This window comes from Pontibacter sp. YIM B11418 (genome assembly GCF_059278805.1).
The window spans coordinates 289,449-302,231 of the sequence record NZ_JCAEMH010000002.1 but is presented as its reverse complement, the minus strand read 5'-3'; the positions used below and the strand labels follow the sequence as shown (position 1 = coordinate 302,231).

At 53.4% G+C, this 12,783-nt stretch carries 9 protein-coding genes; 4 read left to right on the top strand and 5 right to left on the bottom strand.

Annotation, left to right across the window (positions count from 1 at the left end):
* Window positions 1-47 precede the first annotated feature (47 nt).
* Window positions 48-506, bottom strand: a complete 459-nt coding sequence (locus AC4QZR_RS05680; RefSeq protein ID WP_494480028.1) for a hypothetical protein — start codon at window positions 504-506, stop codon at window positions 48-50.
* Between the two features lie 225 nt (window positions 507-731).
* Here AC4QZR_RS05680 and AC4QZR_RS05675 point away from each other — a divergent pair, with 225 nt between their 5' ends.
* The 4 genes from AC4QZR_RS05675 to AC4QZR_RS05660 all read left to right on the top strand — a co-directional run bounded on the left by AC4QZR_RS05675 (window position 732) and on the right by AC4QZR_RS05660 (window position 8,348).
* On the top strand, window positions 732-1,151 hold the full coding sequence (locus AC4QZR_RS05675; RefSeq protein ID WP_494480027.1) for an HYC_CC_PP family protein: 420 nt from the start codon (window positions 732-734) through the stop codon (window positions 1,149-1,151).
* Window positions 1,152-1,251: 100 nt separating this feature from the next.
* The gene (locus AC4QZR_RS05670) at window positions 1,252-5,013 is read left to right on the top strand and encodes an efflux RND transporter permease subunit (RefSeq protein ID WP_494480026.1); all 3,762 of its coding nucleotides are present in this window, start codon (window positions 1,252-1,254) and stop codon (window positions 5,011-5,013) included.
* Complete coding sequence (locus AC4QZR_RS05665) at window positions 5,010-6,440, top strand: TolC family protein (RefSeq protein ID WP_494480025.1); 1,431 nt, start codon at window positions 5,010-5,012, stop codon at window positions 6,438-6,440. Before AC4QZR_RS05670 ends, AC4QZR_RS05665 begins: the two co-directional genes overlap by 4 nt.
* Window positions 6,441-6,575: 135 nt before the next feature.
* A complete protein-coding gene (locus AC4QZR_RS05660; RefSeq protein WP_494480024.1) occupies window positions 6,576-8,348 on the top strand; it encodes an efflux RND transporter periplasmic adaptor subunit in 1,773 nt (590 codons plus the stop codon).
* Between the two features lie 398 nt (window positions 8,349-8,746).
* On the opposite strand, the gene AC4QZR_RS05655 is transcribed toward AC4QZR_RS05660, so the two are convergent.
* The 4 genes from AC4QZR_RS05655 to AC4QZR_RS05640 form a co-directional block, all read right to left on the bottom strand.
* Complete coding sequence (locus AC4QZR_RS05655) at window positions 8,747-9,265, bottom strand: GreA/GreB family elongation factor (RefSeq protein WP_494480023.1); 519 nt, start codon at window positions 9,263-9,265, stop codon at window positions 8,747-8,749.
* A 136-nt stretch (window positions 9,266-9,401) separates the two neighbouring features.
* The gene (locus tag AC4QZR_RS05650; RefSeq protein ID WP_494480022.1) at window positions 9,402-10,322 is read right to left on the bottom strand and encodes a lytic transglycosylase domain-containing protein; all 921 of its coding nucleotides are present in this window, start codon (window positions 10,320-10,322) and stop codon (window positions 9,402-9,404) included.
* A gap of 279 nt (window positions 10,323-10,601) precedes the next feature.
* The gene (locus tag AC4QZR_RS05645) at window positions 10,602-11,744 is read right to left on the bottom strand and encodes an alpha/beta hydrolase-fold protein (protein WP_494480021.1); all 1,143 of its coding nucleotides are present in this window, start codon (window positions 11,742-11,744) and stop codon (window positions 10,602-10,604) included.
* Window positions 11,745-11,787: 43 nt separating this feature from the next.
* Window positions 11,788-12,738 carry a GNAT family N-acetyltransferase gene (locus AC4QZR_RS05640; RefSeq protein WP_494480020.1) on the bottom strand — a complete coding sequence of 317 codons (951 nt, stop codon included), beginning with the start codon at window positions 12,736-12,738 and terminating at the stop codon, window positions 11,788-11,790.
* Between the last annotated feature and the right edge of the window lie 45 nt (window positions 12,739-12,783).

Genomic DNA, 12,783 nt, shown 5'->3' with positions numbered 1-12,783 from the left:
TTTAATCTGTCAGAAGATGATGATTGTCATTTTTATAAATTATATACCTACGTATTCCGCACTGTGTCCAGAATTTCATTGGGAGAGCTTTTAGGGGAAATGTCATCAAAGTCACCGCGCAAAGCCTTGAGAGCGTAACGTTCTTCGTCTATCTCCCGGCGACTGCGGATGCCGAGCGACCGCAGGACGGGCAGGGGAGGGCACCAGCCCTGCAGGCCGTGTTGCAGCAAAAACGTACTAACAATGCCCGGCAGAATGAACCAGCGTTTGTTTACAAAAGCGCCCAACAGCGTGCCGGACAAGGCCAATGTAGAGGCGTTTACTTCCAACGTGCGTTCGATGCTCCATTCCTGGTCGAGCTCGCGGATACGCTCGGATATCTCGCCATGACTCCGGCCTTTGTAACGGGCGATGCTCTGCCGGATGGAGCTGTCTATGCGCTCGTTTATACGGTCAGCTGTGCTCTCCCGCACTCGTCCCTGTTCTTCCTGTTCTGTAGTTGCCATCTGATTCCTGTTGTCATTATCTTACTATAGTGCTATACGTCTTTGCATGAATATTTAGTTGTGCCGGAATTGAAACATGTCCGGGCAAAGGAGCGTTATGGCGCAAATTGGAGGTCATCTGTCGTTATTTGTAAGTTTTAATACGAAATCTGTAAGCACCTCCGACTTTTACTGCCTACTTTTGTAAAAGAAACTATATCTTCGTTACAACAGACGCACAAGCATTTGAAGCTGACTCGCACCATACTGACCCTGACACTGGCTTTGCTGGTTGTTTTCTCCTCGCTGGGGATGACGATCACACAGCATTTTTGTGCGGGTGAGATTATGTCGACGGCTTTCTTCTCGCACAGCGCCGAATGCGACATGGAGAAACAGCGCGAGGCCATGCCGGATTGCCACAAGCCGGCCATGGACGACGATTGCTGCCAGGACCATACCTTGGTGCTGGAAGTAGAGGATGAGCAACAACTCAGTCCGACCTTTAAGCTCTCTGTTCCGGATATGACCTTTATTGCTGCTTTTACGGCGGTATGGTCAGCACTTTTCGAACTTTACGAACCGGCCTTTACTCATGTGCCGGACTACGCACCGCCATACCTGGCGCAGGACATCCCCGTCCTTGTGCAATCCTTCCTGCTATAACCCTGCTTTTTCGATGATGCCCGGCCTTTCTGGTCAGGTATAGCTATTGGCTTTCTCTCAGGGGAAGCGCCATTTCTTTTTGCATTCAATCGAACTGAGCATGTTAAACAGCATTATAAAATTCTTTCTGGAACAGAAGCTGGTAACCGTCCTGCTGCTGCTCCTTATCGTGGGCTGGGGCATTATCGTGGCGCCCTTCAACTGGAACGTGAGTTTCCTGCCTCGCGACCCGGTTCCGGTTGACGCCATACCTGACATCGGCGAAAACCAGCAGATCATTTTTACCGAATGGATGGGCCGTTCCCCACAGGACGTGGAGGATCAGATCACCTATCCTTTGACGACTTCCCTGCTGGGTATGCCCGGCGTGAAGACTATCCGCTCCACGTCCATGTTCGGCTTTTCTAGCATCTATGTCATTTTTGACGATGAGGTAGAGTACTACTGGAGCCGTTCCCGCATCCTCGAAAAACTTAACTCCTTACCCGCCGACCTGCTGCCTGCGGATATAACACCCAAGCTGGGACCAGATGCCACAGCACTCGGGCAGGTATACTGGTATACCCTGGAGGGGCGCGACGAGGATGGCAATCCGGCTGGCGGATGGGACTTGCACGAACTACGCAGCATCCAGGATTTTTATGTGAAGTATGCACTATCCGGATCGCAGGGCGTAGCGGAAGTTGCCTCCGTGGGCGGCTATATCAAAGAGTACCAGGTGGACCTCGACCCGGTGGCGATGAAGGCCAATAATGTCTCCATGATGGAGGTGATGAACGCCCTCAAAAACAGTAACCAGGAAGTAGGAGCAAGCACCGTTGAGATCAACCAGATCGAGTACCTGGTACGCGGGCTGGGCTATGTAAAGGAAATCAGTGACATTGAAGACGCGACGGTACGGGTGGCCAACAACGTGCCGATCCGCATCCGTGACATCGGGCGGGTGAACATTGGACCTGCTGACCGCGCTATGCTGGGCGTGCTCGACAAGGGCGGCGCTGAGGCAGTGGGTGGCGTGGTCATCGCCCGGTATGGCGACAATCCGCTGGCCGTGATCAACAACGTGAAGGAGAAGCTGGACGAAATCGCGGCGGGTTTGCCTTCCAAAAAGCTGGCCGACGGGCGAACCTCCAAAGTAACCGTAGTGCCTTTCTACGACCGCACACAGCTGATCAACGAGACACTTGGCACACTTAACTCGGCCATTATTTTACAGATTCTGATCACCATTATCGTGATCATCGTGATGGTATATAACCTCCGGGCTTCGCTGATGATTTCGGCGCTACTGCCGCTGGCGGTGCTGATGACCTTCATTATGATGAAATACTTTGATGTGGACGCCAACATTGTGGCCCTGTCAGGTATAGCCATCGCCATCGGGACCATGGTCGATCTGGGCATCATTCTTAACGAGAATATCCTGCGGCACATGAAGGAAGCGCCGCCGGGTCAGTCGCTGCTCAAATCAGTTTATGATGCCACAACAGAAGTAGCCACCGCCATCGTAACGGCCGTTTCCACCACCGTGGTTTCGTTTCTGCCGGTATTTACGCTGGAGGCGGCGGAGGGAAAACTGTTTGGTCCGCTGGCCTATACCAAAACCTTCGCGCTTGTTGCCTCGCTTGTCTTCACGCTTGTGTTCATGCCTGCCTTTGCGCATGTGGTTTTCGGTCTGAAGTCGCGCAGCATGGCGTGGAGTAAAATTCTGAACTGGGCCCTGGTAGGTATAGGTATAGCGGGTTTGTTCATTCTGCCGCTGGCGGGTGTAACGCTCATTCTGGTAGCAACAAATAACCTGCTCAACATCTACCAGCCGGAGCGTTTCGGAAAACACCACAGCCAGGTGATGGTGGGAATCATGGCGCTGGCCGTTTCGTGGCTGCTGGCCACCGAGTGGGTGCCGTTGGGGGTTTCGGTAAGCTACTTCGTCAATTTCCTTTTCATTCTCTTAATTATTGGCCTGTCACTGGGCTTGTTCCTGTTCTTTATCAAGGTATACCCGCGCGTGCTGGGCTGGTGCCTGGCCAACAAAGGCACTTTCCTGCTGATTCCGGCTTTCATCATGCTGCTTGGTCTGAATATCTGGATGGGTTTTAATGGTGTGTTTGGCTGGGTGGCGAATGGCTTCGATAAAGTAGGGGTGAACGTACGCACCTCAGCGCCATGGAGCAGTCTGGCGCATACCTTCCCAGGTATGGGCAAGGAGTTTATGCCCTCGCTCGACGAGGGGGCTTTCCTGCTGATGCCGACCTCTATGCCGCACACCGGCGTGGAGGCTAACAAGCGCTACCTGCAACAACTCGACATGCTGATTTCGGCTATACCTGAGGTAGAAATGGTGGTGGGCAAGGCCGGCCGAGCCGAGACAGCGCTCGACCCGGCCCCAATGTCGATGTACGAGAACGTCATTCAGTATAAATCAGAATACATCACCGATGCCAACGGGTATAAGCTTCGCTTTAAAGTAGACGACGAAGGCATTTTTGTGCGTGACGAAAATGGCAAACTCATTGAAGACGAGCGCGGTGAGTATTTCCGTCAGTGGCGCGACCACATCCGCACCCCTGAAGATATCTGGAACGAGATTGTGGCCGCTGCCGAATTGCCGGGCGTGACTTCCGCCCCGAAGCTGCAGCCGATCGAAACCCGACTGGTGATGTTGCAGACCGGTATGCGCGCCCCCATGGGCGTGAAGGTATACGGACCCGACCTGAAGACCATAGAGGACTTCAGTATGCAGTTGGAACGGCTACTCAAGGAGGTGCCGTCCGTGAAACCGGAGGCTGTTTTTGCCGATCGCTCGTTGGGTAAGCCCTACATGGAAATAGACCTGGACCGCCGCGCACTGGGTCGCTACGGACTAAACGTGGCCGATGTGCAGGAGTACATCGAAGTGGCGATGGGCGGCATGGCGCTGACAACCACGGTGGAAGGCCGGGAGCGCTACTCCATCCGGGCACGCTATGCCCGCGAGTACCGTAACGATCCTGAATCGGTGAACCGCATCATGATTGCCACACCGCAAGGAGGGCAGATTCCGCTGATCTCCATTGCTAAAGTCGAGTTCCGTCCGGGGCCGATGATGATTCGTTCTGAAGATTCCTTCCTGACCGGCTACGTGCTGCTCGACAAGCAGGAGGGATTTGCAGAAGGAGCGGTGGTGGAAGATGCGCAACGCTACCTGCAACAGAAGATCACTTCCGGCGAACTGGTGGTACCTGCAGGGGTGAGTTACAAATTCTCGGGCAACTACGAAAATCAGATACGGGCTGAGGAGCGGCTGGCTTTCATTGTGCCAATCAGCTTGATGATCATCTTCCTGATTCTGTACTTCCAGTTCCGATCAGTTAGCACCACGTTGTTTGTTTTCTCAGCTATTGCCATGGCTTTTGCCGGAGGCTTTATGATGCTGTGGCTCTACGGTCAGGACTGGTTCATGAACTTCTCGTTCGGCGAGACCAACATGCGGGAACTCTTCCAGATGCGCACGTTTAACCTGAGTGTGGCCGTGTGGGTGGGCTTTATTGCGCTGTTCGGCATCGCCACCGACGATGGTGTAGTGATGGGAACGTATTTGAAACAAAGCTTCGAGCGTAACAGACCACAAACACGGGACGAAGTGCGGGCATCTGTGTTAGAGGCAGGAAAGCGCCGCGTGCTTCCCTGCCTGATGACCACCGCCACCACCTTACTGGCGCTACTACCGGTGCTCACCTCTTCCGGACGTGGCTCTGACATCATGATTCCGATGGCGATCCCTTCCTTCGGGGGGATGTTCGTGGCCCTGATTACGCTGCTGATCGTGCCGGTGCTGTACAGCTGGCGAGAAGAACTCAAAATCAAAAAAGAAACCGTATGAAAAAGTTACTGGCCTATATAATACTGTTACTGGGGGCAATGCCCCTGGCACAGGCGCAGACGCTGGAGGAGTACCTGGTGGAGGCAGGCGAAAACAGCCCGACCCTGAAAGCCCGCTACGCCGAGTACCAGGCAGCTCTGCAACGTGCCCCGCAGGTGGGAGCGCTACCGGACCCGGAGGCTACTTTTAATATCTTCTTGCAACCGATGGAGCGCTACATGGGCAACGAGGTAGGCGGTGTGTCCGTGATGCAGATGTTCCCCTGGTTTGGTTCTAATAAGGCGGCCAGGGAGGAAGCGAACTACATGGCGCAGATGAAATTTTCTTCTTTTATCGAGGCGAAAATAAACCTGTACCACGACGTGCGCACTGTTTGGTACCAACTCTACCAGAACGACCAAGAAGCCGTCCTGATGGAGCGGGAAGTGGCGATCATGAAGGCACTGGAACGACTGGCGCTGGCTAAGTATACATCGGCCCCGGCGGGCGGCACTTCGGGCGCTGCCACGCCAGCTCGCAGCACGACTGGAAGTTCTAGCAGTTCAGCTGGTGCTTCCAGTGGTGGTAGCTCAGGTATGGCAGGTATGGGTGGCTCCGGTGGCAGTGCAGCAAGCGGTGCTGGCAGCATGCCCTCTGCAGGTAGCAGCATGTCGAGTATGAGCAGCTCGGGCGGCTCTTCCATGGTCGATGTGATGCTGATTCGCCTGCAGTTGAAGGAGCTCGAGAACCAGATGCTCATCCATCACGAAGCCCGCCGTCCGTTGCAGGCACAGTTTAACCAGTTGCTGCGCCGACGGCCAAGTATGACAGTACTATCAGCCGATACGCTATTGCCTGTGCCACTTCCGGCTACCTTGTCCCTTATCGAAGACTCTATACGCTCGAACCACCCGATGCTCAAAATGTACGAGTGGGACGAAAAAGCGCGCGAGTCACAATTGCGCATGGCGCAGCTGATGGGGCGGCCGATGTTCGGGTTGGGGCTGAACTACATGATTTTCAAACCTCGCCCGGATGATGGCATGCAGATGGGCGGTGAAAACATGATCATGCCGATGGTGAGCGTGTCCCTGCCAATTTACCGTAAAAAATACAATGCGGCCAAAAAGGAAGCGGAGTTCTCACAGCAGGCGGCAATTTATCAAAAAGAAGCAACCGAGCGTGAGCTTTTTACAGAGCTGGAGAATCTGCTCTACCAGTACCAAAGTGCCGTGAGCCGCATCAACTTGTTGAAAGACCAGATCACGCTGACAGAACAAACCATCCGCCTGCTCACGACCAACTACTCCGTTTCAGGCACAGGTATAGACGACATCATCCGCCAGCGCCAGTCCCTGCTCAGTTACCGGCAACAGCAGGTACAGGCCATTACGGACCAGCACATCGCCGTGTCAGGTATAAACCGGATGATGCAGGGGGATAATTGAGAGAGGCAGGTATATCCGTTCACTTCAATTATCCTGAAAGGAACTAGTCAGAAGAGAGATTATGCCTCGGCTCTACCACACAAGCTTAGAGGCGAGCAATATTTTAGAAGAACAACAGTCATTAGCAATTAAAACATGACAACTAGAAATAAAAGAATCGGAACCTATCTATTGGTGGCCCTGGGCGGATTGCTGCTGGGTTGGCTGCTGTTTGGCGGAAGAGGTTCGGAACAGGGGCATGAACATGCCGGTGAAGTAGCCGGAGCCACCGAGTATACCTGTTCCATGCACCCGCAAATCAGACAGGACGGACCAGGCAAATGCCCGTTATGCGGCATGGACCTGATACCTGTGAGCAACGGAGGAAGTAGTAATAACACAAGCCGCTATGTGCTGGAGATGACGCCGGAGGCTATCGCGCTTTCGAACATCCAAACCACCAAACTGGAGATGGTGAATCCGGAAAACGAGTTAACACTTTCAGGAAAAGTAGCTTTGAACGAACAGCAGGTTTCTTCCATCACGGCCAAATTCCCGGGTCGTATCGAGCGGCTTTATGTGAACTTCACAGGGCAGGAAGTGCGCCGCGGCGAGCGATTGGCTTCGCTTTATTCTCCGGAATTGATCACAGCCCAACGAGAACTGCAGGAGGCTGTGCGCGCCAAAGATTTAATGCCGGAACTATACCAGGCGGCCCGTGCCAAACTCAAACTCTGGAAGCTGTCAGATGCCCAGATCAAACGCATTGAAAATGCTTCGGACATCATCACTAATTTCGATATCTACTCCGATGCCGCTGGCGTGGTAACGGAGCGCCTGGTAAACACCGGGGATTACGTGAGTACAGGCTCGGCGCTTTTTGAAGTAGCGAATCTGTCTTCGGTATGGGTGGTGCTCGATGCATACGAGGCTGATCTATCCTGGATAAAGCAGGGCGGCAACATCACTTTCACGGTGCCAGGTATACCGGGCAAAGAATTTAAGGCTAAGGTAGCCTTCATCACTCCGGTTTTGGATGCTACTACACGCGCCATTGAGGTGCGGGCGGAGGTGCAGAATCCGGGCAACCAACTGAAACCGGGCATGTTTGCCGATGCCCGTATCAAGACCTCGACTGGAGCCAAAGGTCAGTCGCTGTCGGTGCCAAGCAGCGCTGTGCTGTGGACCGGCAAACGCTCGGTGGTGTATGTGAAAGTGACGGACCAGGAAATGCCGGCGTTTGAGATGCGCGAAGTGGTACTCGGTCCACGCATGGGCGAGAGGTATGTGGTGGAGTCTGGTTTGCAGGCAGGAGAGGAAGTGGTGACCAATGGCGTATTTGCCGTTGACGGCGCGGCCCAACTGCGCGGTAACTACAGCATGATGTCGCCTCCGCCAGCAGGTGGACCAAAGGCACCAGAGGCTTTCCAAAAACAGCTGACTGCGCTCGTTGACCAGTACTATACCTTAAAGAATGCGCTGGTTGCATCGGATATACCGGCGGCTCGTCAGGCGGCGGGAACCTTTGCGATGAAGCTGGGCGATGTGGACATGACCAAACTCGACGGCAAGCTGCATGACCAGTGGATGGCCTTGCTGCCAACGCTCAAGTCGAATGCCGAGGCCATTCAGAAAAGCCGTGATCTGGAAAAGCAGCGGGCAGCCTTCTCCCCCTTATCAGATCATGTGATCGAAGCCGTGAAGGTATTCGGGATGCAGCACGAAGTAGCTTACATCCAGTCCTGCCCGATGGCGCTCGGCGACAAAGGCGCTTTCTGGCTGAGTGAGATCAAGGACATCCGCAACCCATATTTCGGGGAGGCCATGCTGAGCTGTGGGGAGACGGAGGAGACGTATAGAAGAGGGCAGGGCGCAGGAGCTGCGTCAGCAGAGCAACCGGCTGCAATGCCACAGGGACATCAGCATTGATTCAGAAATGTCATTTCGAGCGAAGCGAGAAATCTGAATTCCATACGCACCTTCGGACTTCCAAATCCGAGAGCTAACTGTTGGGGATGTCCACCTCCCCGTGTGTGGGTCTGCAGGTATATGGTTTGCAGGTATACGGGGACAAGGATGTCCCCAGCAGAACTACTTCCGGACATAGATGTCCGAAAGAGCGTTGAGAAGGACCTACAGGAAAGGGCAAAGCCGGACAACCGACGCGACTGAGGCTCCTAAAGCAATGCAGGGGCATCAGAATTAATCCGGCATTAGCGCTCATGTAACATTGTCATTTCGAGCGCAGTGAGAAATCTGGAACGGTATAGTACATCCAATTCAGATTTCTCACTGCGCTCGAAATGACATTTTTGTTTTGAAGGTTCTCAGCTATACCTGATCTCCATAACCTCTACTTCCTCTTCCACCCGGCCTAATTTCAGTTGCAACCGCTGTCCAACTTTTGCGCCGGTTACAGCTTGCGCGATAGGAGCTACAAAGCCAATCAGACCCTGCATTACATCGGCTTCGTCCACGCCCACAATAGTGAATTTCCGGATAGTACCGGGTTTGCCTCCACTGATGGTGCGTAACTTAACGGTGGCGCCAAATCTGACCTTGTCGGTGGATTGTTCCTGCGGATCGATGATTCTGGCACTGGCGATTCTACCGTTCAGGGCGTTTAGTTTACCGTTGAGGATGGTGAGTTGGCGGGTCCGGTCGGCCTCGTTTTCGCGGTTGGCTTCCGCCTGGCTGCGCTCGGCTTCCAGTTCTTCAAGCTCGGCCCGGAGCTTCTCCAACCCCTGCGGACGAACGTAGTTGGGCACCCCCGCTGGAAGGGCAGCCCGGGGCGGGATGATGGGCGCTTCGCCCGTGTCGTCTTCTTTTACAAATGCACGGCTCATGCCCCGTTATACAGCAAGGGAGCGACAGATGTTTCCGCCGCTCCCTTTTCTTGTTTAAAAGGTATAGTAACTGTCGTTATACTTCCCGGAGATGTTGATATTTAATCAAATAAGCCAATCTATATTGTCAGGTAATTTACATAGGTAGTTGCAGTACATACTCCTTGCCTTCCGGCACCGTCAGCTTGTAGCCCCTGATCCATGGGTTATAGAGGCGCAGCGTTTTGTAGTTGATACCCTGCTCCAGAGCAAAGGCGGGCAGGTCGTTGATGGAATTTGAAACAGTAAGTTGCTTGCTCGGCAGCGGCTTGTAGCCATGCTCTACAGCCAGGTCGAAGCCGTATTTCTGTGGATTGCCCAGAATCTCTTTCAAAGCCAGAATACGGAACATGTAGCGGGACGTCTCGTCGTTCAGGTATAGGTCGTAGTAGTCTGTCACGCCCTGCTGTTTCATGGCGCGATCTATACCTGCCATGCCGCGGTTATAAGAGGCGGCGGCGTTGGTCCAGTTTCCAAACTTGGCTTTGGCGGTTTTAAGGTAGCGGCAGGCTGCCAGCGTGGACTTCTGAATGTGATAGCGCTCATCTATTTCACCGTTCACTACCATGCCATAGCCACGGGCCGTGTCGGGCATCAGCTGCCAGAAACCAGACGCACCCGCCGGTGATGTCACGTGGCTTAGCAAGCTCTCGGCAAGGGCAAGGTATACGAAGTCCTCGGGTATATCATTTTCCTTTAGCAGTTGCTTGATTTCAGGTACGTAGCGCTGCATCCGCTTGAGGGCCAGCAGGGTGCTGGTATGCAGATAGGAATTTGCCAGCAATTCGCGGTCGAGACGCTCGGCCACATCAGGAACGTGAAGGGGCACGGGTTCGCCCGCAAAGGTAATGGCATCGGGCAGGGCAGGGGACGTGAAAATCTGCCTGTTCGTTTCAAAAGCACGGTCGCTGCGCTCGTTAGGCGTGGCGTTCAGCTTCAGGCTGTTCTCGCCGGTGAATTGTAAAACTAACAGGGGGGCGACCAGCACCCATCCATACTTAATAAATTGTTGTTTCATAGCGTGCTCCTTTCTTATACCTATCTGTTATAACCTGAAAACCGTGGGCGAATTGTGTTTCAAGGTAAGGAAAAATGCAATAGGATGCCACTTGCTGCAGCGGTTTTTAGGTCGAAAAAACGCCTTTTTAGAAATTAATTTTACCCTGAAGTGACCTTTGAACAACACGTAGGGCATATAATGCTTGGCTGTAGGGCAACAGCCGAGGGGTGTTGAGGTGATATAAATATATATGTTTTGCAATATTTGTATGGCGAGCTTCTTTTTACAGCTATCCCCTTACTTACCAAGCATAAAGGTAAGCGCCCCCGGCATACGCTTAGACCAGGCTGCTTCGTTGTGCTGGGCATTTGTGTCCAGTATCCAAACATAGTCCTTGCCTTCGCGGTAGCCTTTTTGCTGCAGGGCTGTGAGCATCTCATCTATACCTGGCTGCAGACGCGCTTCAAGGTCCACACCGCCGTTGTCGATGTAAAATTTCAGCTTCCTCTTTTTACCAGTATAAGCCTGCACGTCTTTCACATAATTGATGTGCATAATCTTGAAAGCAGGCGACATGCAGATGGCTTTGCTGAACACCTGCGGATATTCCCATGCCAGCATAAAGGCCATGATGCCTCCAGCCGAAGAGCCACCCGTCAGGGTATGTTTCGCGCCCGGTTTGGTCCGGTAATTCTGGTCAATAAGCGGCTTGACCGTGTTCACCACAAAATCCATGTAAGCGCTTCCTTTGACACCGGGCACATACTCTTCCATGCGGTCTTGGGTGTTGTTTATACCTACAATGATGACCGGCTCCATTCGCTTGCTTCGTATCAGGCTGTCGGCTATTTCGTCGATGCGCCAATCCACACCGAAAGAGCTGGTGGCAGGATCGAACACGTTCTGGCCGTCGTGCATGTAGAGTACAGGGTATCGTTTATTGCCTTTCTCGTAGCCCGGAGGCAACCATACGATCAGGTCGCGAGTTTTCAGACTGTCGGCTGTGAGGTTGCGATGATAACGCACTGTACCCGTAATGCCACCTGTAACTTTTCGCTCTTCCTTCTTCAGCCAATACCTTAATTCGTGCTGCACGATGATGTCGCCTTCGAGCTGCAGACTGAAGTTCGGCAGGGGTTGGCCATTCGCGTCAGTAGCCTCTGTCTCCCATGAACCCAGCGTGAATTTGTAGGCAACCGATGGTTTCTGAAGGTATAGCGTCGTTTCCCATACCTGCCCGCCCACATATTGCAGCGCCACTTTGTCCGGCTGCCAGTTACCGAGCTCAGGCGTGCTGCCGCTCAGGTATACGCGCTGCGAATCCGGGAGTGTGGCAGCGTGTATCCGAAAGGTCACACGGATGCTATCGGGCTGTTGCTGGCCCCAGACAGTCTGGCACAAGCAGAGCATAGCCAACAAAATCAACAGAAAGTATCTCATAGTTTTTGCCGCAGGTGGTTCTGCCATAAAGATAGGGGAAATGTCACAGACAGCGGACGTCGAGCGTGAGCGGCTCGTCTGGATTGAGTTCTTTGGTGCCCACAATGTAGTGGCTGAAAGCGTTGAGGGCGCTTTTCTGAAGGGCATGGTATACCGCATCGCTGGGCTGACAACAGATCTGCATGTAATTGATGCCCTGCTTGTAGAGTTGCAGCGACACCTCCGGCAAGGTATGGATGTTGTCCTGGGTAAGATTGTAGATGGTTGTCGTTTTCAGCATCGAACCGACCAAGGGTACATACTTATTTGTCCGGATGAACCGGTTTCCGAGCCAGAGCCCGCCACTCAACACCGGGTTCACGGACTTCACTTTGAACTGGTATACCTGGTGCGTGTGCCACAAGCCGAGTCCACCGTCTGTCACTTCGCAGTAGTCGCTCAGTTTATCACTATCCGATAGGAGCGAAACACTAAAAATAGGCTCCCCGATGGCCGCATTTTCGACCCGTAAGGTGCGTGCTGTCGGAAAGGTCAGGTATAGAAATTCGTAGAGGAAGGTACTGCGATAGGATTTGGAGATCAGGTTCAGCATGGTGAGGTTGCCCGCCCGCAAGCTGGTGAACTGTCGTGTCAGCCCCTTTGGTTCAAAAAAACGTTTACGCAGACAAGTAGCTAGTTCACGCCCAATTCCCCTGTTCCGAACAGTCGGATCGACCACCACGTCGAAACCGAAGCCAGCCTGGTGCAGTTCGCCGTTGATGCGCATAGGTGCCTGCGCAGCGGTGACACCTGCCAGCACCTTTGCATCCGGCCCGACCGCGACAAAGGCTGTATAGTCCTCAAACAGAGCAGCCCGGCTCAAAAACTCCGAACGCACGGTTTCGAGCTTCACCATAAAGCCCTGCGGTGAAAGGCGCTCGATTTCCAAGAGGGCCTGCTCATGCTCAGGACGATAGGGCACTATTTTGAAACCCTTTTTTCTATTGGCCATCATGGTATGAAATAGCTGTCTCCTTAGCGCTTAGTGAACTTATGCGGG

Bases quoted from the DNA above. Each gene is read 5' to 3' on its own strand.
- AC4QZR_RS05680 (WP_494480028.1), bottom strand. From the start codon at position 506: ATGGCAACTACAGAACAGGAAGAACAGGGACGAGTGCGGGAGAGCACA.
- AC4QZR_RS05670 (WP_494480026.1), top strand. From the start codon at position 1,252: ATGTTAAACAGCATTATAAAATTCTTTCTGGAACAGAAGCTGGTAACC.
- AC4QZR_RS05665 (WP_494480025.1), top strand. From the start codon at position 5,010: ATGAAAAAGTTACTGGCCTATATAATACTGTTACTGGGGGCAATGCCC.
- AC4QZR_RS05660 (WP_494480024.1), top strand. From the start codon at position 6,576: ATGACAACTAGAAATAAAAGAATCGGAACCTATCTATTGGTGGCCCTG.
- AC4QZR_RS05655 (WP_494480023.1), bottom strand. From the start codon at position 9,265: ATGAGCCGTGCATTTGTAAAAGAAGACGACACGGGCGAAGCGCCCATC.
- AC4QZR_RS05650 (WP_494480022.1), bottom strand. From the start codon at position 10,322: ATGAAACAACAATTTATTAAGTATGGATGGGTGCTGGTCGCCCCCCTG.
- AC4QZR_RS05645 (WP_494480021.1), bottom strand. From the start codon at position 11,744: ATGAGATACTTTCTGTTGATTTTGTTGGCTATGCTCTGCTTGTGCCAG.
- AC4QZR_RS05640 (WP_494480020.1), bottom strand. From the start codon at position 12,738: ATGATGGCCAATAGAAAAAAGGGTTTCAAAATAGTGCCCTATCGTCCT.